Raw genomic sequence first — 21757 nt, 5'->3', positions numbered from 1 at the left:
GCCGTCTTTTCATGGTATTTGCTTTTTGTTTTCTGAAATTCCCCTAGTCAAGACAGTTTCAATCCGCTATACTTTGACTTATTCATTTAAAAGGAAGTGATGTTGTGAAAAGTCAATTGAAAAAAGAAATCAGTTTTTTTGGGGCATTATCGACAGTAATGGGAACGGTGATCGGCGCAGGCGTGTTTTTCAAAGCAGCGGCTGTGGTTCAGCAGACGCAATCGACTGGATTGACCTTGTTGGTCTGGCTGCTTGCCGGCTTTCTAACGATTTGCGGCGGTTTGACCGTGGCAGAATTAGCGACGGCGATTCCTGAAACCGGCGGACCCATTCGATATATTGAAAGAATTTATGGGAAATTACCCTCCTTTTTATTAGGCTGGGCACAAAGTATCATTTACTTTCCAGCGAATGTTGCGGCTCTAAGTATTATTTTTGCGACCCAGTGCTTGAACTTATTTCATCTACCTAGCAATTATTTGATTCCTCTGTCGATTTTGACCGGAACGAGTGTGACTTTGATCAATCTTTTGGGAACAAAAGCCGCTGCTCAAGTCCAGTCGGTCACATTAGCAGTCAAGCTGATCCCGATTGCGGTGATCATCGTGGCTGGCCTATTGACACCCGGGCAAGTCTCGGTCTCATTGGTGGATTTTTCTTCCAATACTCAAGGTTCGCTTGCGGCTGGTATCAGTAGTGCTCTCTTAGCAACCCTTTTTGCTTATGATGGTTGGATGGGCGTCGGCAATGTCGCTGGAGAAATGAAGCGACCGGAAAAAGATCTACCTAAAGCCATCATCTTTGGATTGAGTTTTGTCACCTTGGTGTACGTGTTGATCAATGTTGCCTTTTTAAAAACATTGCCGATCGATCAAATCGCTGGTAATTTGAACAGTGCCTCAGAAACTGCGATGGCCTTGTTCGGCAGCTTTGGCGGAAAACTGGTCACGATCGGTATCTTGATCTCTGTTTATGGCGCATTGAACGGCTATACAATGACTGGCTTGCGGGTCCCATATGCCATGGCGTTAGAAGATGAGATTCCTTTCAGCAAGACCTTTGCGACCTTAAGTAAAACCACCAATGCACCTTATGCGGCGGCCTTTTTACAATTAGGCATCGCGTGTATCATGATGCTTTTAGGCACCTTTGATCTTTTGACCGATATGCTGGTTTTTGTTATGTGGTTCTTTAGTGTATTATTGTTTGTAGGGGTTTTTCGTTTGCGAAAAACAGAACCGCAGATGAAGCGTCCGTATAAGGTTCCCTGCTATCCAATCATTCCCTTGATTGCGATCTTAGGCGGCTGTTTTATCTTGATTATGACCTTAATCACTGACACGTGGTTAGCAGTCGTGGGAATTGGCGTGACGTTACTAGGAATTCCCGTTTTTTATGGAAAAGCAAAAGGAAAAGCGAGAGGAGCGAAAGAATGAAGATCGTTGTACTTGATGGTTATGCGTTGAATCCAGGAGATTTGTCTTGGCAAGGGTTTGAAGAATTAGGAGAGGTGACGGTGTATGATCGTACCTCGTATACAGATAAACAAGAAATTATTGAGCGAATCGGCGATGCCGAAGCAATTTTGACAAATAAAACGCCGATCACCGCAGATGTGCTCAAAGCATGTCCGCAATTGACCTACATTGGGGTCTTGGCAACTGGATACAATGTCGTTGATTTGGCAGCAGCGAAGGAACAGGGAATCACCGTGACCAATATTCCTAGCTACAGTACCAATGCAGTGGCACAAGCGACCTTTGCTTTGCTGCTGGAAGTGACGAATCAAGTGGGACACCATAATCGTTCCGTGCATCAGGGCGACTGGCAAACCAGCAAAGATTTTTCTTATTGGCAGACACCATTGATGGAATTGGCAGGCAAAACGATTGGGCTGATTGGATATGGTGCGATTGCTCAAGCAGTTGCCACGATCGCTCATGCGTTTCAGCTGAAGGTGATCTACTTTAATCATCGACCAAAACCAGCACAAGCGGATTGGGCAAAACAAGTTTCGCTGGCGGAATTGTATCAAGAAGCAGATATCATCAGCCTTCATGTTCCGCAGTTTCCTGAGACAGAAAAAATGATCGATCGCACAGCATTGGCACAAATGAAATCTTCTGCGATTCTGATCAATACCGCCCGTGGCGGCTTGATCGATGAAGGGGCAGTTGCTGAAGCGCTGCACACTGGGCAGATCGCAGCCTTGGCGGCAGATGTCGTTTCAAAAGAACCGATTGCAGCGGACAATCCCTTATTACAGGCGCCAAATTGCTATTTGACACCGCATATCGCTTGGGCACCCGTCGAAACGCGGCGTCGTTTGATGGGGATCGCTGTGGCGAACTTAAGCGGTTTTAATGCAGGTACACCGCAAAATGTCGTGTAAGCAAAACGAGCAAAAGGACTTTGACAAAGCAGGCGACTAGCAAAGCAGTTAGACTCGCCAACACAGTAACCATTTCGACCAGTCAGCCAGCTTCACAAGGTGATTGGTCGTAGGACTGGTGGTTTGTCTAAGTTCTTTTTTTGCTGAAAAAGAAAGGAGACGGTCTTGAAAAAGTATTATTATCTAGCGGCCTTTGTTAGCTTGGTTGTCTTGAGCTGGCTGATCCAAACCCAAAGCAGCCGCTTTTATGTACAGCCGATCATAGAAGTACAAACGGTTCAAGTCACCGCCGACCAGCAGCAGATTCAAGGGATCCTTCGTAACGGAGAAGAAGCTGGGGTATTGCGGACAGTCATTACAGAATACACGCCCAACGGTGCGATTCATCCGTTGTATCAGACCGGACAACAGCTGCTTTTGCAAAAAGAAGGGGATGGCTGGCAGGTACAAGCACAAAAACGGGATGGGTATCTCTTTTTCTTCCTTGCCTTATTCCTGATGGCAGTAGTCGCAATTGGTGGCAAAAAGGGCTTACGGGCTTTGCTTAGTATCTTTGTGAATACTGGCTTGCTGCTCCTTTTTCTTTGGTTTCACAAAGGCAACAGCTCCTTTTCATTGGTCTTTTTGATGATCGTTTTTACGATCGTCTCGTTGGTTTTGACGATGGGGATTTCCTATGGCTTTCGCACGATCGACAGTCGCAAAATCATTGCCTCCTTAGCCAGCGTTCTCTTGGCGTTTTTTCTCTGTCGGTTCGCCATGGATCTTTTGCAAGATCATGGGTTGCGCTATGAGGAAATGTCGTTTCTGACCCGTCCGTATCGCAGTGTCTATCTAGGGAGTCTGCTGATTGGCGCGATTGGTGCCAGCATGGACAATATCGTCATGCTGATTGCCAGTTTAGATGAGATCCAACGCATCAATCCCCAGACGAGCCGCAAGGAACGATTAGCGATCGGTCGGTCCATCGCGCAAGATACGACTTCTTCGATGATCAATGTCTTGTTGTTTGCCTATTTAAGTGGGAGTATGCCAGCGCTATTGTTTTACCTAGCCAATGGCTGGCTGCTTTCGCAAGCATTGCCGATGCATCTTTCTTTAGAAATAGTGCGTACAGTATGCGGCGGCTTTGCGTTGGTTTTATCGGTACCGTTGACGCTCCTTTGTTTTGAAGTGCATAGGAGGAAAGCAAAATGACTGTTTTGTTTGTGTTGATCTTGCTTTTTCTCTTGTTGACTTTCGCTGTTTTTCGGATCGAAGGGCTGTTTCAAGTCACAGGTCTGTTTATGAATGTGGCCGTCTTTCTAGCGCTACTGGTTCTGATTGACCGAGGGGCACCGATTTTACCAGCGGCTTGTGTTGCCTTTTTAGCCGTGGCGGCGATCACTTTGTTTTTCGTGAATGGCGTCAATCAGAAAACCAAAATTGCCTTTGTCTGTGTGTTGGTCTTTCTAGGGCTTTTTCTACTACTATTTCCGCTTGTGCTCGCTGCAATGAATCTGCATGGGTTTTCGGCAGAGGAACTGGATGAGTTGGCGATGTATTCCTTTGATGTAGCCATCGATTTTAAGACATTGATGACTGCGATCATTTTGATGAGTTTTTCGGGGGCGGTGACAGATGGGAGTATGGCGATCAGCACTGCGACCTATGAACTTTTTCAAGCAAACCCGCAAGTCTCAATCAAGGCATTAAGTAAAAGTAGTATGACTGTGGTATCAGACGTATTGTCTTCGACGATCAATACCTTATTGTTTGCCTTTATGGGAAGTAATCTAGCGTTGATTGCGTGGTTTCAAGATTTGTCGATCTCCTTTGGTGAAATGATCAATTCGAAGGCGTTCGTCTCAGAATTGATCGTTTGTTTGATCACGGGTCTGGCAGCGGTGATTATTTTACCCATCACCGCATGGGCAGCCAGTTGGTATTTTTTGAAAAGAAACCGAATGGAGTAGAAGGGAGCTAAACCACCATGGAACCACTAATTGAAACCAAGCGATTATTGCTGCGAGAAATGAGTCATGACGATCGTCCAGCGATTGAAAAGATTTTGCAAGATCCAGAAGTCATGATTGCTTATGAAGGACCCTTCAGTGAGCAGGAAGTCACTGGTTGGATCGACAAACAGCTGCAACGCTATCAAAACGATCACATTGGCTTGTGGCTAGTGATTGAGAAAGCATCCGGGCAAGCGATCGGTCAATGCGGTTTGACGTGGCAAGACGTCAAGGGAGAAGCCGTTTTAGAAATTGGGTACTTGTTTCAAAAGAACTTCTGGCATCATGGGTTTGCCACAGAAGCCGCCCAGGCTTGTAAAGACTATGCGTTTGAAACGCTAAATGCCGCCATTGTTTATTCGATCATTCGTGAGACCAATCAAGCCTCTGTAAATGTGGCATTGCGCAATGGAATGAAGCTGGTGGATCGCTTTGTTAAACACTATCGGCAAGTGGACATGCCGCATCTTGTGTATGCTGTGGCGAAAGAGAGGTGAAAAACGAAAGAATGCTTTTTTCGATGTAGACAATGAAACGCCCCAAGAAAGTTAGCTTTTACTAACTTTCTTGGGGCGTTTTTTATGCTTGCGTAAAGCTTTTTCGCTCGATGAGTTCAGCCCCTAAAAGGACTGTTTTGGTGATCGCTCGAGGATGAACGATCTGATCCACCAACAAATCGATCGCGGTTTTGGCGATTTCCTCCACATCGATGTTAAACGTTGTTAGTGGGGGAGCCACAAATTTTGCGATCTCATTGTCGTTGATACTGATTAATTCCAAGCGATCAGGAATGATGATGGATCGTTCATTTAACGCTTGGAGCACACCAACTGCGATGGTGTCAGAAGCCACAAAGAGCGCCTCTGGCAAATCGTCACCAAGGGATTCCACCATTTTTTTCGCCAAACGATAGCCGGTTTCAACGGAAAAGTTGCCACCAGTAAACAAGAATGCCTCATCGAGGGCGTCTCGCTGAGCCAGCGTTTGACGGAAGATGACCTCGCGACTATCCATTTCTGCACGTTGGGTATCAGGATTTAGATAAGCACCACCAATAAAGCCGATTTTTCGGTATCCTTTTGTTAAAAATAGATCGATCGCCAGTTGCGTCATTCGATCAGTATCGGGTTTGACCGTATCGAACAGCTCTGGACAGGGGTTGATTTCCAAAAGGACGCCATAGGGACAAATGGATTTGAACTGCTGCGTTTCTTTCTCAGTGAAAGAGCCAATCCCAATAAACCCGGCGACTTCTTGCAGTGTTTCTAAAACATCATCTTCATGGGTGATCAGTTTAATTTCCAAATTGTTGATTTTCGCATATTTTTCTAAAGAGATTCGCAATTGTCGAAAATAGACATCTTGCAGCTCTTCTTGTTCTGTCAGCCAGAAAAGGACGGCGATTTTTTCTAGTGTTGTTTTTATTTTTGAGCGATCATAACCTAGTGATAAAGCGGTATGAATAATTTTTTGACGCGTATCGGCTGCGATCGACAACGATTCGTCGCCTTTCAATAATCGGGACACAGTCGCTTGTGAAAAGCCTGATTGCTCGGCAATTTTTTTTATTGTAACCAATCTTCTTCACCTCTTTCTTATAGTATACGCTAACAACTTTACCAAGTAAATAAATTTACTAAATATATTTACTGAATAGTGAAAGTTAATAACATAGAGGTACTTCAAAAAAATATTCGTGGGATAAACCTTGATTTTATCCGTTTATTTACTCCATTGAAGAAATTAATTTAGTAAAACTATTTACATATTAAGTAAAATAATTTATTATAAACGAGAAGATAGCGTTTGCAAAATAATGAAAAGGTGGAGAAATGATGATGAAAAAAATGTCTCGAGTTCTTTTTTTAAGTGTAGCAGCTTTAGGATTAGGTGCTTGCGGTCCACAAAGTGAAGGGACAGATAGCACTGCAGCAAATAGTGGCAGCGGTAAGGACTATGATCTATTGGTCTGGGAAGACCAAGCAAAATCAGCTGGGATTGAAGAGGCAGTCAAACAATTTGAAGAAGAACACGATGTGACGATCAAAGTGGTCGAAAAAGCCTATGGTGGACAGATCGAAGATTTACGATTGGATGGCCCCGCTGGTACAGGTGCGGATGTCATCACGATTCCTGGCGATCAAATCGGTACAGCCGTTACCGAAGGTTTGTTGAAAGAATTAACAGTCGATCAAACGCTACAAGATCTGTATACCGAATCAGCAATGCAATCGCAAATCGTTGACGGCAAAGTCTACGGCTTACCAAAAGCGGTTGAAACACAAATTTTGTATTATAACAAAGAACTAATTTCCGAAGAAGACTTGCCACAGACAACGGATGAGTGGCTGGAGTATTCCAAGTCTGTCTTAGGTGCTGACAGTTATGGGTTACTGGCATTATGGGATCAAATTTATTACGCACAAGGTGTATTGAGCGGTTATGGCGGGTATGTTTTTGGCGAGAATGCCGATGGATCCTATGACCCTGAAGATATTGGATTAGCTAATGAAGGCGCGATCGAAGGAGCAGACTATATCCAACAATTTTATGATGCCGGTGTTTTTCCATCGGGATTGGTCGGTGAACAAGGAATCAATGTGTTGGACTCTTTATTTACGGAAGGAAAAGCTGCAGCTGTCATCTCGGGACCATGGAACTTGTCTCCTTATAAAGAAGCGGGCATCGACTATGGTGTGAAAGAATTGCCATTATTAGGCAATGGTGAACATATGGGCTCCTTTATCGGTGTCAAAAGCTACAACGTAAGTAGCTATTCCCAAAACCCTGAATTAGCTGAAGCGTTCGTCAAATTTATCAGCAATGAAGAAAACTCAAAAGTTCGTTATGAAAAAACACAGGAAGTACCAGCGGTTGCTTCTTTGGCAGATGATCCAGCAGTTCAAGAAAGTGAAAGTGCTGCAGCCATCGCCGCTCAGTCCCAACACGCAGAACTAACGCCTGGGATCACTGAAATGAATTCAGTATGGGAACCAATGGATGCCGCATTGCAAACCATTGCTACTGGAAAGGCTGAACCGAAAACAGCTTTACCACAAGCAGTCGATCAGATCAAATCAGCCATTGCAGCAATTCAAAACTAAAAAGTCGTTACGAGGACAAACGTTTCGGATGGTGATTCAGCACTAGGAATCAAGTAATGCCGAACGAAACGTTTGTCAGCGGCTTTTTCTTACAGGGGGCGAAAATGTGAAAAACACGCAGTCGTATGCAAAACGAGCAATGCTATTCTCGATAATACCAGGATTCGGTCAATTTTATAATCGGCAAAAAATCAAAGGCGCTTTATTTTTCTTCTTTTTTGCTATGTATCTTGTCGTCTTTAAAGATTTATTTAATATGGGACTTTGGGGCATCGTGACATTAGGCGTGGAAGTGCCGAGAGACAATTCCATCTTTTTATTAGCAGAAGGATTAGTTGCCTTGATCGTCATTGGTTTTGGTCTGTTGTTCTATTATTTAAACATCCGTGATGCCTATAAAAACGGCGAATTAAGAGACAATGAGCTACCAGTCAACTCTATCCGTGAAAGCTACCAGGCACTATTAAGAGAAGGCTATCCTTATTTAATGAGTAGCCCAGCATTTTTCTTACTCGTGTTTTCTGTTATTTTTCCGATTCTCTTTAGTATCGCGTTAGCTTTTACGAACTATGATCTGTATCATTCTGCACCTGCCAATTTAGCAGATTGGGTGGGATTAGCGACCTTTAAGAAGATTTTTACTGTCGATATTTGGCGTAGTACCTTCTTCAATGTTCTAGGCTGGACAGTTATCTGGACCTTGATCGCCTCAACGTTACAAGTTTCTATCGGAATATTTTTAGCGGTGCTGGTGCATCAAAAAGAACTACGATTCAAAAAGTTCTTTCGAACGATTTTGATCCTCCCATGGGCAGTTCCAGGATTTGTTACGATCTTGGTATTTTCAGGAATGTTCAATGATTCCTTTGGTGCGATCAATAATACGATTTTGAATTTCTTCCAGATTTCACCGATTCCTTGGCTAACGAGTGCGAATTGGACCCGCTTAGCTTTGCTACTGATTCAAGGCTGGCTAGGCTTTCCGTATATTTTTATCGTGACTACAGGGACGCTGCAATCCATTCCGGATGATTTGTATGAGGCGGCGACCATCGATGGTGCTTCAGCTATGCAAAAATTCCGACGAATCACATTGCCATTACTGCTTTATGCAATGGCACCGATTTTGATTACGCAATATACGTTTAACTTCAACAATTTCAATATCATTTATCTGTTTAATTCTGGTGGACCGGCAGTTCCTGGTTCGACCGCTGGTGGTACCGATATTTTGGTTTCATGGATCTATAAGCTCACGATGCAAAATAGTCAATATGCACTAGCAGCAGCATTGACGATTCTCTTATCGATCGCCGTGATCGCGATTGCTTTATGGCAATTCCGCCGAACAAATTCATTCAAGGAGGTTGGATAAAATGAAGGCAGCAAGTATGAAAAAACAAAAATTTTTCCGCCTATCCTTGACGTATCTCGTACTGATTTTTACGGTAGTGGTGATCGTCTACCCTTTACTATGGACGATCGGTGCTAGTTTTAATCCTGGGAACAGTTTAGTAAGTACGAGTCTGATTCCGACGAGTCCAACATTAAGTCACTACACGAAATTGTTTGCTGGCGACAACTCGCTTTATTATAGTCAATGGTATCTGAATTCATTGAAAATCAGTGTATGCACCATGTTTCTGTCACTGATCTTTGTCTCCATGACGGCTTATTCCTTTTCGCGGTTTCGTTTTACAGGCCGTAAAAATGGATTGATGCTTTTCTTACTCCTACAAATGATCCCGCAGTTCTCTGCCTTGATCGCAATTTTTGTATTGGCGCAAATGCTCGGCTTGATCAATAGCCATTGGTTGCTGATCTTGATTTACGTTGGGGGTCAGATTCCCATGAACACGTACTTATTGAAAGGGTATTTTGACTCGATCCCGTTAGATTTAGACGAGAGTGCCAAGATAGATGGCGCAAGCAATACGCGAATATTCTGGCAAATTTTGATTCCTTTATCACGACCAATGCTGGCAGTCGTTGCCATGAATGGCTTTACTGGACCACTTGGAGACTTTGCCCTGTCTTCTGTGATTTTACGTAATCCTGAGTACTATACATTACCCATCGGGTTATACAAATTAGTCACGGATAAAATGGGAGCCAGCTATACAACTTTTGCGGCAGGGGCTATTTTGATCAGTATTCCGATCGCGCTCGTCTTTATTGCATTACAAAAACATTTTGTCTCCGGTTTGACCGCTGGTGGCACAAAAGGATAGGAAGAGAAGATGACAAGATATAACTTAGAAGAACGCTTTTTACATGGTGGGGATTATAATCCTGACCAGTGGCTAAATTATCCCGAGATCTTAGCCAAAGATTTTGAACTAATGGAAAAAGCTCGTGCTAATACATTTTCCCTTGGTATTTTTGCTTGGAGTGCCTTAGAGCCAGCAGAAGGGGTGTTTGAATTTGAATGGTTAGACAAAATCATGGATGAGCTCGCCGAACGAAACAGCAACGTCATTTTAGCGACGCCAAGCGGCGCGCGTCCTGCCTGGTTGTCTAAAGCATACCCTGAAGTTCTCCGGACCAATGAAAAACGGGAAAAAATGTTACACGGCGGGCGTCACAATCACTGCTTTTCTTCACCGATCTATCGTGAGAAAGTGGCGATCATCAATCGGAAATTAGCTGAACGCTACCACGATCACCCAGCACTATTGATGTGGCATATTTCCAATGAGTATTCTGGCGATTGTCATTGTCCCATTTGCCAAGAAAACTTTCGTCAGTGGGTCAAGCAGAAGTACCAAACATTAGCAGCCTTGAATGAGGCCTGGTGGGGACCTTTCTGGAGCCATACGATCACCGATTGGTCGCAAATCGAATCTCCTTCACCGATCGGCGAAATGCAAGTTCATGGACTAAATCTAGACTGGCATCGTTTTGTGACCGATCAGACCATTGATTTCTATGAACATGAGATCAAAGACATTCGTCGTTTGTCTCCAGATGTACCGATCACAACGAATTTCATGGCAGATACCCGAGATTTGATTCCCTTTTATAGCCTTGACTATGGAAAATTTGCCCAGCATGTAGATGTCATTAGTTGGGATTGTTATCCTGCTTGGCACAATGATTGGGGAACGACCGCTGATTTGGCAAGTAAGGTTGGGTTTATCAATGATCAGTACCGTAGCTTGAAAAAGCAACCCTTTTTGATCATGGAATCAACCCCTAGTGGTGTGAATTGGCATCCAGTCAATCGCACGAAACGCCCCGGGATGCATCTGTTGTCTTCTATGCAATTTATTGCTCACGGTTCAGATAGTAATCTTTATTTCCAATGGCGAAAATCAAGAGGCTCGTCTGAAAAATTCCATGGGGCCGTCGTGGACCATGACAACGACGAACAAAATCGTGTTTTTCAAGATGTAGCAGAAGTGGGGAAAGCCTTAGAAGAAATCAAAGAAATCAAGGGATTGCACAAAAAAGCCAAAGTGGCGATCATCTATGATTGGGATAACAATTGGGCGCTCAATGATGCGCAAGGTTTTGGTTTAGAGAGCAAACGCTACCCACAAACGTTGCAAGAACATTACCGCTATTTTTGGGATCATGACATCGCGGTTGATGTCATCACGAAAGACCATGACTTTGATGCTTACCAATTGATCATCGCTCCGATGCTTTACCTCTTACCAAAAGAAACTATGAAAAAATTTCAACAGTATACGAAAAATGGCGGGACACTGGTTTCCACTTATTTGACAGGGATCGTGAATGAAACGGACTTGACCTATTTAGGGGGCTGGCCCCAAGAGTTACAAGAACTGTTTGGAGTATCTGTGAAAGAAATCGATACGTTATATCCGAAACAAAAAAATCTGCTTTTAATGAAGGAGCAGCAGTACCAAATTCATGATTATTGTAGTGTTGTCCAAACAAACACTGCCCAAACGTTAGGGGTCTACGGTGCTGATTTTTATCAAGGTCAAGCTGCAGTGACCGTAAATGATTATGGTGAAGGGAGTGCCTACTATCTTGGGGGACGGACGGATCAAGCCTTTTTGGAAGACTTCTATCAAGAAGTAACACAACAGCTTCGCTTACAAAATGAGTGGGTCCGTCAAGGTTCAACGAACGTGTCGATCCAAAGTAGAGAAAGTCAGCAAGAGCAGCTCGCTCCGACCACCTATTATTTTGTGATGAATTTTTCCGAAGAAAATCAAGAAGTAGAGGTAGCAACTTCAGGAATCGATTTGCTTACTGGAAAAACGACAAACCAAAAGCTTCAGTTGGCGCCTTATGAGGTGCAGATCATCAAAGTGACAGCACCAGTTCAATAAAAACTATTGTGTCAATTATATAAGAAAAAGAAGTACTTACGTTGATGAAAAACGTGAGTACTTCTTTTTTATAGAGAGTGTTTTAATTTTCTTGCGCAAATTCGGCAGCTTTTGTTCCTGCTTGGCGTCCGAAGATGATGATATCGGCAACGGCATTTCCGCCAATTCGGTTTTCACCATGCAACCCACCAGTTACTTCACCGGCTGCAAAGAGACCTGGAATGATCTCGTTATCCGTAGCGATCACTTCTGTGTTCGTGTTGATCTTCACGCCGCCCATCGTGTGGTGGATACCAGGAGCGATGGCGATGGCGTAGTAAGGTCCTGTTGACAAATCGTTGTCCATTGCGGTGCTGCGTCCAAAGGCTTCGTCTTCACCAGCAGCCACACTGCTGTTCCAGGTAGCGATCGTTTCAGCAAGCGCTGCTTCTGGCATGTCCAATTCTTTTGCCAATTCCTCGATCGTGTCAGCGGATTTGACTAATCCTTGTTGCTCGTAAAAATCAATGGCTGTTACGCGTTCTTTGACACCTGCATCAAAAACTAACGTTGCTGATTTTTCAGGCAGGGCAATGATCGCTTCAGAGACTTTGTCTCGTGTTTCCATTTCATTGAAGAACCGTTCGCCTTCTTGATTGACCAAGATCGCGCCTTCTCCACGGACAGCTTCAGTGATCAACAGTGATTTCGACTGATCAACTGTTGGGTGAATTTGAATTTGTTCTAAATCAACCGTTTGTCCGCCTAATGCTTCGATCATTTTGATTCCATCACCAGTCGAACCCTCTTGGTTCGTTGTCACGTAGTCTGCCAATTCTGGTTTGTATTCGGTGATCATGTCGAAATTGGCACCGAAACCGCCTGTTGTAACGACAACTGCTTTGGCATCAATGGTTTGTTCGGTTCCTTCCACTTCAACGGTTACCCCGTTGACTTGACCATCTTCTTCATTGATTTCTTTGACATCGGCATTTACAAAAATTGGGATTTCCAATTCATGGATGTTGCGCATCAAGCCATCAACTAAGTATTCCCCAACAGCGGAACCATCAGATGGACGGTGCGTTCTTTTTTCACTCATCCCGCCAGTCGTAGTTAAGTTGTCTAAAGTGATACCCATGGAATCTAACCAATCGATTGCTTCTGCTGAATGATCCACAAAGTAACGCAACAATTCTTCATCATTGGTGTTGTGACCGCCAGCTAATGTTTCTTCATAGAATAGATCGTTTGAATCCTCGATGCCTTCTGCTTCTTGGAATTTGGTTTCTGAAGCGTTCATTCCTGCAGAAGATTTCAATGTATTCCCACCAGAAATTGGCATTTTTTCTAAAATAACTGGGTTTGCGCCAGCTTCCTTTGCTTGGATCGCAGCGGCCATTCCAGCGCCACCCGCACCGACGATCACGACATCGTAGCTGTCTGCAAGTTCGCTAGGGTCTGTGTATTCTTGACCAGATGCAGCGGAAGTTGCATCTGTTTCTTCATTAGCAGATGAACCAGTACTTGAGCTGCTGCTTGTTTGTGAATCAGCGCCACAAGCACTCAAAGTTGCTAACGAGGTTAGGACTAATAGTGTTTGGAAAATTTTCTTCATTGTTTTTATTCCTCCTAAAACTTTTTCCAAATCAAAGACTAACATAGTTGTCATGTTATTTTTAGGTTTTGTTCGAAAAATCACATAATAATTAGAAAAGTTTAATTTATAAAGCGTTTTAGTCGAGGTGAAAGGGTTTCTTGGTCATCATAAAAAAGAGTGAATTCGTGAATTTATGGAAAAAGAACAATTATTGATTCTTTGATTTGTTTGGTATTAATCATGAAGGGAGAAAGCTAAGAGGCTTTGATTAGCCTCTCTTCTGTTATTGAAAAAACGTACGTCACTGAGGTGCCGAGGAACGATCTCTTTTATTGAAAATAAATCAAACGCTTTGCGATCAAAAGATAGAAAAAAATTAGTGGACTCAGTATTTGTGGGCACCAATTTTTATTCAATAAATAGAGATAGAATCTTGGTTTTCAAGAACCATTGCCAAGAAATTGCGGTGTTTCTTAAAAAAATCAAGAGAACTGTCTTGCAAAACCAATCCTTTCTTGTATAATAAAAATAAGTTAGGTCTACCTAAAAAATAAATAAACTATCCTTAACTATGGAAATGGAGTGAAAATAATGATTACTTTTTCAAAGATATCCGCAGCTTATGATGGCGATCATCAAGTAATCTCGGATTTGTCGTTTCAAGTAGAAAAACCGGCGATCGTAGGGATCATCGGTCCAAATGGGGCAGGGAAGTCGACGCTGATCAAAGCGGCGTTGAAGTTGATCCCTTCCAGCGGGGACATGAGTGTCGACAAAAAAGCGTTAAAAGACTTCCAAAAGGAAATTGCCTATGTCGAACAAAAGACCGCGGTTGATTACACGTTTCCGATCACAGTCAAAGAAGTCGTATCTTTAGGCTTGTATCCTAAAATGCGCATGTTCCAAAGGATGTCGGCCAACGATTGGCAGAAAGTGACAGCCGCTCTGGCAGCGGTAGAAATGGAATCCTTTGCGGAACGTCAGATTGGGGAATTGTCCGGTGGGCAGTTTCAACGGGTCCTGATTGCTCGAACGTTGGTGCAAGATGCCAACTATATTTTCCTCGATGAGCCCTTTGTAGGGATCGATGCCACCAGTGAAGCGATCATCGTCGGGCTGTTACGTAACTTGCGAGATGCTGGCAAGACGATTTTTATCGTTCACCATGATCTGGGGAAAATCACCGAATACTTTGATTACTTGGTTCTGCTCAATCAAACCCTGATCGCTGCGGGCCCAGTCAGTGAAGTCTTTACCGAAAGCAATTTGAAGCAAACATTTGGCGATGCGATCATCGTGAAAGGAGGCGTTTAACATGTTGACAAGCTTTTTTACCAGTTTAAGTAACTATCATTTCTTGCAAAATGCTTTGATCACGGCAGTCGCGATCGGAATCGTCGCAGGGGTGATCGGTTGTTTTATTATCTTACGAGGGATGTCCTTGATGGGGGATGCAATCTCTCATGCGGTCTTACCAGGGGTAGCCTTGTCTTATATCTTCGGCGTTCATTTTTTTGTCGGGGCGATCTTCTTTGGGATCTTGGCTTCCATGATCATTACCTATATCGCCAATAACAGCCTGATCAAAAGTGATACGGCGATCGGTATCACCTTTAGTTCGTTTCTAGCTTTAGGGGTTATCTTGATTGGGGTAGCAAACAGTTCGACTGATTTGTTTCACATTTTGTTTGGGAATGTGCTAGCGGTACAAGATAGCGACAAATGGCTGACGATCGCTATCGCTATCCTTGTGCTGGCAGTGATCATCCTTTTCTTCCGTCCACTGTTGATCACGTCTTTTGATCCGATGATGGCAAAGGCTTTTGGGATGAAAGTGCAAGCCTATCACTACTTATTGATGTTCTTGTTAACTTTGGTTTCAGTGACAGCGATGCAAAGCGTCGGAACGATCTTGATCGTGGCTTTATTAGTCACTCCAGCAGCAACGGCTTATTTATATACAAAACAATTGAAGCATATGATGGTCATCGCAGGGATTTTAGGTGGTTTCGCCTCATTTATCGGCTTGTTTATCGGGTACAGCTTTAATATTGCCGCAGGGTCAAGTATCGTTTTGACCGCAGGAGCCTTTTTCGTGATCGGTTTTTTGTTCTCACCAAAACAAAAGACCAGTCCAGTTAAGCGCTGGTCAGCGACAGCGGTTTTAGCAACAGCAGCGGTAGCCGGCGGCTTCTTTTTGGCACAGCAAAACGGACAGATGGCCCAAACAGAAGGGAAGCTTTCAGTAGTAGCGACCAATTCGATCATTGCTGATATTACGGAAAATATTGCCGGTGATCGAATCGATCTTCACAGTATCGTACCGGTGGGGCGTGATCCTCATGAGTATGAACCTTTAGTGGAAGATGTTCGAAAAGCGACCGATGCTGATCTTATCCTTTACAACGGCTTGAATCTAGAAACCGGTGGCAATGGCTGGTTTACCAAATTGATGAACAATGCCAATAAGGTAGAAAATGAAGATTACTTTGCCGTCAGTGATGGCGTGGATGTGCTTTATCTTTCTGATGACGAAGACCACAGCAAAGCCGATCCTCATGCCTGGTTGAATCTAGAAAACGGCATGATCTATGCCCGCAACATCGCTCAACGCCTGAGCGAAAAGGACCCTGACAATCGCTCTTTCTATGAAGAAAACCTTGAACGCTACTTGGCTTCATTAGAAGAACTGGATCAGCAAGCGAAGGAAAACTTCCAATCGATTCCCGAAGAGAAGAAATTGATCGTCACCAGTGAGGGAGCCTTCAAATACTTCTCCAAAGCCTACGGTGTACCGTCTGCCTATATTTGGGAAATCAATACCGAAGAAGAAGGTACCCCTGCGCAAATCAAAAACTTAGTGGATCAGCTGCAAAACTCAGCCGTCGCTTCCTTGTTTGTCGAAAGCAGCGTCAATACTCGTCCAATGCAAAGTGTTTCTCGTGATGCAGGCATCCCGATTTTCGGAACCGTCTTTACCGATTCGATTGCAGAGCCGGGAGAAGAAGGCGACAGTTACTATAACATGATGAAGTGGAATCTCGATACGATTTATCAAGGCTTGAATCAATAATGCAAAAAACATCCTTAGCTCGTTCTGGCTAAGGATGTTTTTTCGTCGTATTTTTGTGCTGGAGAAAAGCAAAGAGATAAAATCCGCAGCCCATCAAGGCAGCAAGAAATGCGATGACAGGAAAGTACAACCCCTGAAGGTATACATAGGCTGTATAAGCGAAGAAGGCGATCAAAAACCAGAGCGTTCCTGAGATGAGCATTTTTTGGTTCCTCCTAATTGTTTAAAAGTATTGATTTGGTATATTTTAACATGATAGAAACAAAAAGAAAATCAGTGAATCGAACGTTTGCGGAAACGATTCGCTGATTTTTTCCCAATCACACCATTAAACAGTTAAGAAACGTTCGATTGCTGTTGCGGTTCTAGATGGTAATAAAGGATCTCTGGCGGGACGCCGAGTCGGGCGGGAATCTTGGTCATACCGACCCCACTGGAAACACTCAATAAGGTCTCATTGCCTAAAAGGTAGAGCCCATCGGTATATTTCAACGCACCCTTCGTTTTCGCATAATAAAAAGGCAAGCGAATCTGCCCGCCATGACTATGGCCAGACAGAATCAAGTCGTAGTTTGGCAGATTGGTGATCCGAGAAACATAATCGGGTTCATGGAGCAAAAGTAGCTGCCATTCTGCTAAAGTTGCTTCATAGGTAAAACTGACTTTCGGACTTTCTATATCGATACCGACAATATTCATCGACGTCTTGTCATCAGAACCAAAAACCGACTCATTATCAAGTAAAGTAAACCCTGCATGCTGGTATATTTCCTTAACAAAGTAATGACCGTCATTCAAATGGTCATGGTTCCCCATAACTGCGATCTTACCCAGAGGCGCTTGCAATTTTTTCAGCTTTTCGATCAGTCGCTTGGTTGAACGATGCGGCCATTTTTTATAATTATCGATCAGATCCCCCGTGATGATGATCAGATCCGGCTTGTTTTGGATCGTTGATCGAATGATGCGATTCATTCGTCTTGGTTTAAACCAACGAGAAAAATGAAGGTCGCTGATATGGGCGATCACGATATTGCTCTCTGCTTGGTAAAGGTCATAAGCTTTTGAAATATCTAAGACGGTGCGCTTGTCTTTTTTTATGAGATAATGCCGTTGTTTGAGAAGATGCGGTTCAATAATAAAGGAGTAAACTAGCAAGCCCGTAAGGAGGAATGCAATAAGAATGAGGGTGTACATGGCGTGGCTCCTTTTTTGATTTGCTAGTTTCTAGCATAGTAGATTCTTACAAAAAAAGCAATCATACGAAAGCAAAAATAACAAAAAATATCCATCGTATTTCGCTTGATTTTTCCATAAAAAAAGATACAAAAGAAGCTACAATAGCCTATCTTTTGTATCCTAGATCGCAATTATTTGATTTTCACCAATCGTTTGAAGCGTGCCTTGTGTTTGACGGGGATCAAAGCCATGACACAATCATAAGGGACGGAGATGATCGCCCATGCGAGACTTTTACTTGAAGCAAAGGGATAGTTTTGCTTTAAGACAAAATGGCCACTGATCAAGGCAAAACCCATACTACCGACCCACAGCCATTGCGGGTCCCAATTCGTAAAGTGCTGGAGGGCTGTGATGACAAAGGGATAGCCGTAAAAGTACAATGCAGTCAAAACGAAAGTGACGTTTTTGGTTAATTGACGCAGGGTCAGTAAGAAAAATAATCCAGAAAGAACGATACCCAATGGCGGGAACAGACTAACTAAGAAGGAATAAACGACGCCCCATATGATCATGCCAGGTCCTTTGACGAGAGCGGCTAAGACAAAGACAAAAAGTAGGAATAAGAGCTGTTGCGAAAAACTTGCTGCTGTCAAAAGTCCGAAGAAACCAACCAATAACCAGTGAGAAAAAGTCGCTGTTTGATTCTTTTGTGGTGTCTGCTGCTGCAATTTTAGCCATGTAGCAAAATTCGGGAAATCTTGCTGGAAATTTCGCTGAAAGTCGCTGTTGAATGCTTGATGGGCATTTTGCTGCCGATAGTAATGATATTGATGTTTTAACGTGCCTTTAGCTGCTGCTTTTTGGCCAGAAAAAAAGCGGCCGGGATCAATTTTTGATCGTTCCATATTTCCACCTCCATACGATTTCGTTACACTCAGTATAGAGAAAATCAGCTTCGGCGTCCTCCAACTTTGGGCGGATTTTTTTTGCTTGCTGAAAGTTTTCTTAAACTGCTGAAAAAAGCGGAGAGGATTCGTTTCTTAAACTGTCAAAATATGCTAGAGTATAGAAGGACTAAGGAGGAGATTTCATGATTTTTGATTCTCATACACATTTGAATGCAGAACAGTTTAACGAAGACATTCCCGAAACGGTCGCCCGTGCGCAAGAACTAGGAGTAACGGAGATGGCGGTCGTCGGTTTCGATCAGCCAACGATTGAAAAATCGTTAGCATTAAGTAAAGAATATCCAGGCATTTACAGCATTATCGGTTGGCATCCCACCGAAGCTGGTTCTTATACCCCAAATGTAGAAACCTATTTGCAAGAGCGCTTGGAACGACCAAAAGTCGTTGCCCTAGGTGAAATCGGTTTAGACTACCACTGGATGGAAGATCCGAAAGAAGTTCAAGAAAAGGTCTTTCGTCGGCAAATGGCGATCGCTCGTGAACATCAGCTGCCCATCAGTATTCATACCCGTGAAGCCTTAGAAGATACCTATGCGATCTTGAAGGATGAAAAAGTCCAAACGATCGGCGGCATCATGCACAGCTTTAGCGGGGATGGCGAATGGGCGAAAAAGTTCTTGGATCTAGGAATGTACATTTCCTTTAGTGGTGTCGTGACCTTCAAAAAGGCTACGGAGGTACAAGAAGCTGCGCAAGTCGTGCCACAAGATCGGCTACTCGTTGAGACTGATGCACCGTATTTAGCCCCTGTTCCTTATCGTGGTAAGCGCAATGAACCCGGCTATACCCATTATGTAGTGGATAAAATCGCGGAGCTGCGGCAAGAAGCGGTCGCTGATGTTGCGGCCTACACGACAAAAAATGCCCACCGCTTGTTTAGGATCAATGACTGATAAACCGAAAATCGAAGAAATCATTGTCGTCGAAGGCAAAGACGACACCCGCCGATTGCAAGAAGTGTTCGAAGTAGATACCATCGAAACGATCGGTTCGGCAATTGATGATACGATCCTTGATCAAATCGAGCACGCCCAAGAGACACGAGGGGTCATCGTGTTTACCGATCCCGATTTTTCAGGAGAAAAGATCCGCAAGATCATTATGGAAGTCGTTCCGGATGCCAAGCATGCCTTTTTACCACGCAGTCAGGCAGCACCGAAAAACAAAGGCAGTTTAGGCGTGGAACACGCCAGCCATGAAGCGTTGAAAGAAGCCTTGCGGAAAGTCGTAACCCCGATTGCTTCAAATGAAGCTAGCGAAGGGACCATTGATCGTCAACAGTTGTTAGCGTATGGCTTGATCGCAGGGGCTGGAGCGAAAGAGAAACGAGAGCGGTTGGGGGATCTTTTACGCATCGGCTATACGAATGGCAAACAATTAGAGAAGCGGCTGGCAATGTTTCGTATCACTGATGCAGAGCTGGCAGAAGCAATGAAAACAGTGGAGGAAGAATTGTGAAAGAAGAACGGGATATAGCAACCCCCTCAAGAACCAAAGAGATTTTAGCGAAACATGGCTTTACCTTTAAAAAAAGTTTAGGTCAAAACTTCTTAACAGAACCGAATATTTTACGGAAAATCGTAGAAACTGCAGGCATCGACGAGACGACAAACGTCATCGAAGTTGGTCCTGGGATCGGTGCGCTGACCGAACAGTTGGCAAAACATGCCAAGCAAGTGTTGGCGTTTGAAATTGATGATCGGTTGATTCCAGTGTTAGCCGACACAATGCAGCCATATCAAAATGTGCAAATCATTCATCAAGATGTCTTGCAAGCAGATCTGGCAACGACCATTCAGTCAGCATTCAGCGATACGGCTGCTTCATTAAAAGTTGTCGCAAACTTGCCCTACTACATCACTACGCCAATTATGATGCACTTTTTAGAGTCTCAGGTAAAAGTAGATGAAATGGTGGTGATGATGCAAAAAGAAGTGGCTGATCGAATCTCAGCAGTTCCTGGGACTAAAGCCTATGGCTCGTTGTCGATCGCTGTGCAATACTACATGGAAGCAAAACTGGCATTCATCGTCCCGAAAACTGTTTTTGTGCCTCAACCAAATGTTGATTCGGCTATTCTGAAATTGACGCGTCGTTCACAACCAGCAGTCGCAGTCACCGATGAAAAAGAGTTCTTCAAATTAACGAAAGCAGCTTTTCAGTTGCGTCGTAAAACCCTTTGGAACAATTTGCAAAATAGCTATGGAAAAGATGAAACAACCAAACAGTGGTTGGCAGACAGCTTAGAAGCAAGTGGGATCGATCCGAAACGACGTGGAGAAACGCTGTCGTTAGCGGAATTTGCCAAATTAAGCAATGAAATGCAAGCACGTAAAGGATAACTTCTATAAAAACGGATGTTGAATAAACATTCGTTTTTTTGTGTCTTGACACCTCGTGGAAATACCAGTAGAATAAGCAAGACAGAACTGTCATGACACATTGAAGGAGAGAGTATAAATGAAAAATCATTCCATCCGCCATTTAACGATCGCTGCATTGTTGATCGGCATGGGGATCGTCATTCCCATGGTAATGCCCAAAATCGTCATTGGACCAGCATCCTTTACTTTAGCTAGCCACGTGCCCGTATTTGTGGCGATGTTCTTTTCACCAGCGATGGCGATCGCGGTAGCTTTAGGAACAACCTTTGGCTTTTTCTTAACACTGCCACCAATCATTGCTTTACGGGCATTGTCCCATGTTGTTTTTGCAGTCATCGGTGCCTTCTATTTACAGAAGCACCCAGATATTTTACTGAAAAATGGCAAACCCTCTTTATTGAATATCAAATTTCAGAGCTTTAACTTGATTATTGGACTGATTCATTCTGCCGTTGAAATGGCAGTCGTTGCCGCCTTTTACTTCACAGGAAATGTCCCGGGAACCGCATTTGATGGCAATTTCTACTATTTCTTGTTCGTTTTGATGGGGATCGGTGGCTTGATCCATAGCTTGATCGATTTCAATTTGGCTTATTTTGTTGCAGGTGCCTTAAGCAAACAATTTGATATTCGTTCGTTTTCGAAAGCAAAAGGACGCTTTATTCAGAAACAGAAGAAAGCGGCATAAGCGCCAGTTTGAATAGACCCGCTGCCTAAACGGGTCTATTTTTTTGTGTTTAGATTAAGAAAATACTCCTTCCTAATAAGTTT

General features: G+C 43.6%; 20 protein-coding genes. 15 read left to right on the top strand and 5 right to left on the bottom strand.

Annotated elements, in window-relative coordinates; translation table 11 throughout:
* The first annotated feature begins 104 nt into the window (after positions 1-104).
* The 5 genes from ENLAB_RS03445 to ENLAB_RS03425 all read left to right on the top strand — a co-directional run bounded on the left by ENLAB_RS03445 (position 105) and on the right by ENLAB_RS03425 (position 4886).
* Positions 105-1436: an APC family permease gene (locus tag ENLAB_RS03445; protein ID WP_216681916.1), complete on the top strand. Its 1332-nt coding sequence runs from the start codon at positions 105-107 to the stop codon at positions 1434-1436.
* A complete protein-coding gene (locus ENLAB_RS03440) occupies positions 1433-2392 on the top strand; it encodes a D-2-hydroxyacid dehydrogenase (protein WP_216681915.1) in 960 nt (319 codons plus the stop codon). Before ENLAB_RS03445 ends, ENLAB_RS03440 begins: the two co-directional genes overlap by 4 nt.
* A 165-nt stretch (positions 2393-2557) precedes the next feature.
* Positions 2558-3589: a YibE/F family protein gene (locus tag ENLAB_RS03435; protein ID WP_216681914.1), complete on the top strand. Its 1032-nt coding sequence runs from the start codon at positions 2558-2560 to the stop codon at positions 3587-3589.
* Entirely contained in the window at positions 3586-4347 is a 762-nt protein-coding gene (locus tag ENLAB_RS03430; RefSeq protein WP_244352634.1) for a YibE/F family protein, read from the top strand. The genes ENLAB_RS03435 and ENLAB_RS03430 overlap by 4 nt, the downstream gene beginning before the upstream one ends.
* A gap of 17 nt (positions 4348-4364) precedes the next feature.
* On the top strand, positions 4365-4886 hold the full coding sequence (locus ENLAB_RS03425) for a GNAT family N-acetyltransferase (protein WP_244352632.1): 522 nt from the start codon (positions 4365-4367) through the stop codon (positions 4884-4886).
* Positions 4887-4968: 82 nt separating this feature from the next.
* Here the strand turns inward: ENLAB_RS03425 and ENLAB_RS03420 are convergent, their stop codons facing one another.
* On the bottom strand, positions 4969-5967 hold the full coding sequence (locus tag ENLAB_RS03420; RefSeq protein ID WP_244352630.1) for a LacI family DNA-binding transcriptional regulator: 999 nt from the start codon (positions 5965-5967) through the stop codon (positions 4969-4971).
* A 254-nt stretch (positions 5968-6221) separates the two neighbouring features.
* Here ENLAB_RS03420 and ganS point away from each other — a divergent pair, with 254 nt between their 5' ends.
* From ganS to ENLAB_RS03400, 4 genes are all read left to right on the top strand, one after another.
* Positions 6222-7493 carry a galactooligosaccharide ABC transporter substrate-binding protein GanS gene (ganS, locus tag ENLAB_RS03415; protein WP_244352629.1) on the top strand — a complete coding sequence of 424 codons (1272 nt, stop codon included), beginning with the start codon at positions 6222-6224 and terminating at the stop codon, positions 7491-7493.
* 139 nt (positions 7494-7632) lie between these two features.
* Complete coding sequence (locus ENLAB_RS03410; protein ID WP_244353409.1) at positions 7633-8868, top strand: carbohydrate ABC transporter permease; 1236 nt, start codon at positions 7633-7635, stop codon at positions 8866-8868.
* 1 nt (position 8869) lies between these two features.
* Positions 8870-9724 carry a galactooligosaccharide ABC transporter permease GanQ gene (ganQ, locus tag ENLAB_RS03405; RefSeq protein ID WP_081118196.1) on the top strand — a complete coding sequence of 285 codons (855 nt, stop codon included), beginning with the start codon at positions 8870-8872 and terminating at the stop codon, positions 9722-9724.
* Between the two features lie 9 nt (positions 9725-9733).
* The gene (locus ENLAB_RS03400; RefSeq protein ID WP_244352627.1) at positions 9734-11800 is read left to right on the top strand and encodes a beta-galactosidase; all 2067 of its coding nucleotides are present in this window, start codon (positions 9734-9736) and stop codon (positions 11798-11800) included.
* A gap of 82 nt (positions 11801-11882) precedes the next feature.
* Here ENLAB_RS03400 and ENLAB_RS03395 read toward each other — a convergent pair whose 3' ends face one another.
* Positions 11883-13397, bottom strand: coding sequence for a flavocytochrome c (locus ENLAB_RS03395; RefSeq protein WP_010747793.1), 1515 nt, complete (start codon positions 13395-13397; stop codon positions 11883-11885).
* Positions 13398-13970: 573 nt separating this feature from the next.
* Between ENLAB_RS03395 and ENLAB_RS03390 the strand changes: the two genes are divergently transcribed.
* Both ENLAB_RS03390 and ENLAB_RS16865 read left to right on the top strand, forming a co-directional pair.
* Entirely contained in the window at positions 13971-14693 is a 723-nt protein-coding gene (locus ENLAB_RS03390) for a metal ABC transporter ATP-binding protein (RefSeq protein WP_086292042.1), read from the top strand.
* 1 nt (position 14694) lies between these two features.
* Positions 14695-16452 carry a metal ABC transporter permease subunit gene (locus ENLAB_RS16865; RefSeq protein WP_081118193.1) on the top strand — a complete coding sequence of 586 codons (1758 nt, stop codon included), beginning with the start codon at positions 14695-14697 and terminating at the stop codon, positions 16450-16452.
* 28 nt (positions 16453-16480) lie between these two features.
* On the opposite strand, the gene ENLAB_RS03375 is transcribed toward ENLAB_RS16865, so the two are convergent.
* The 3 genes from ENLAB_RS03375 to ENLAB_RS03365 form a co-directional block, all read right to left on the bottom strand.
* Positions 16481-16654, bottom strand: coding sequence for a hypothetical protein (locus ENLAB_RS03375; RefSeq protein WP_170924028.1), 174 nt, complete (start codon positions 16652-16654; stop codon positions 16481-16483).
* Between the two features lie 134 nt (positions 16655-16788).
* Positions 16789-17649: a metallophosphoesterase gene (locus ENLAB_RS03370; RefSeq protein ID WP_195264781.1), complete on the bottom strand. Its 861-nt coding sequence runs from the start codon at positions 17647-17649 to the stop codon at positions 16789-16791.
* 173 nt (positions 17650-17822) lie between these two features.
* Positions 17823-18539 (bottom strand): hypothetical protein, encoded by a 717-nt coding sequence (locus ENLAB_RS03365; RefSeq protein WP_244352625.1) that lies wholly within the window; start codon positions 18537-18539, stop codon positions 17823-17825.
* Between the two features lie 185 nt (positions 18540-18724).
* Here ENLAB_RS03365 and ENLAB_RS03360 point away from each other — a divergent pair, with 185 nt between their 5' ends.
* From ENLAB_RS03360 to ENLAB_RS03345, 4 genes are all read left to right on the top strand, one after another.
* Complete coding sequence (locus ENLAB_RS03360) at positions 18725-19495, top strand: TatD family hydrolase (RefSeq protein ID WP_244352623.1); 771 nt, start codon at positions 18725-18727, stop codon at positions 19493-19495.
* A complete protein-coding gene (rnmV, locus tag ENLAB_RS03355) occupies positions 19488-20060 on the top strand; it encodes a ribonuclease M5 (protein ID WP_077452733.1) in 573 nt (190 codons plus the stop codon). Before ENLAB_RS03360 ends, rnmV begins: the two co-directional genes overlap by 8 nt.
* A complete protein-coding gene (gene rsmA, locus ENLAB_RS03350; RefSeq protein ID WP_244352621.1) occupies positions 20057-20944 on the top strand; it encodes a 16S rRNA (adenine(1518)-N(6)/adenine(1519)-N(6))-dimethyltransferase RsmA in 888 nt (295 codons plus the stop codon). Before rnmV ends, rsmA begins: the two co-directional genes overlap by 4 nt.
* A 118-nt stretch (positions 20945-21062) precedes the next feature.
* Positions 21063-21674, top strand: a complete 612-nt coding sequence (locus ENLAB_RS03345) for a hypothetical protein (protein ID WP_005225537.1) — start codon at positions 21063-21065, stop codon at positions 21672-21674.
* The last annotated feature ends 83 nt before the right edge of the window (positions 21675-21757 follow it).

Source organism: Enterococcus innesii (assembly GCF_022846515.1).
GTDB classification, from domain to species: domain Bacteria; phylum Bacillota; class Bacilli; order Lactobacillales; family Enterococcaceae; genus Enterococcus_D; species Enterococcus_D innesii.
This window is presented reverse-complemented; position numbering and strand designations above follow the sequence as displayed.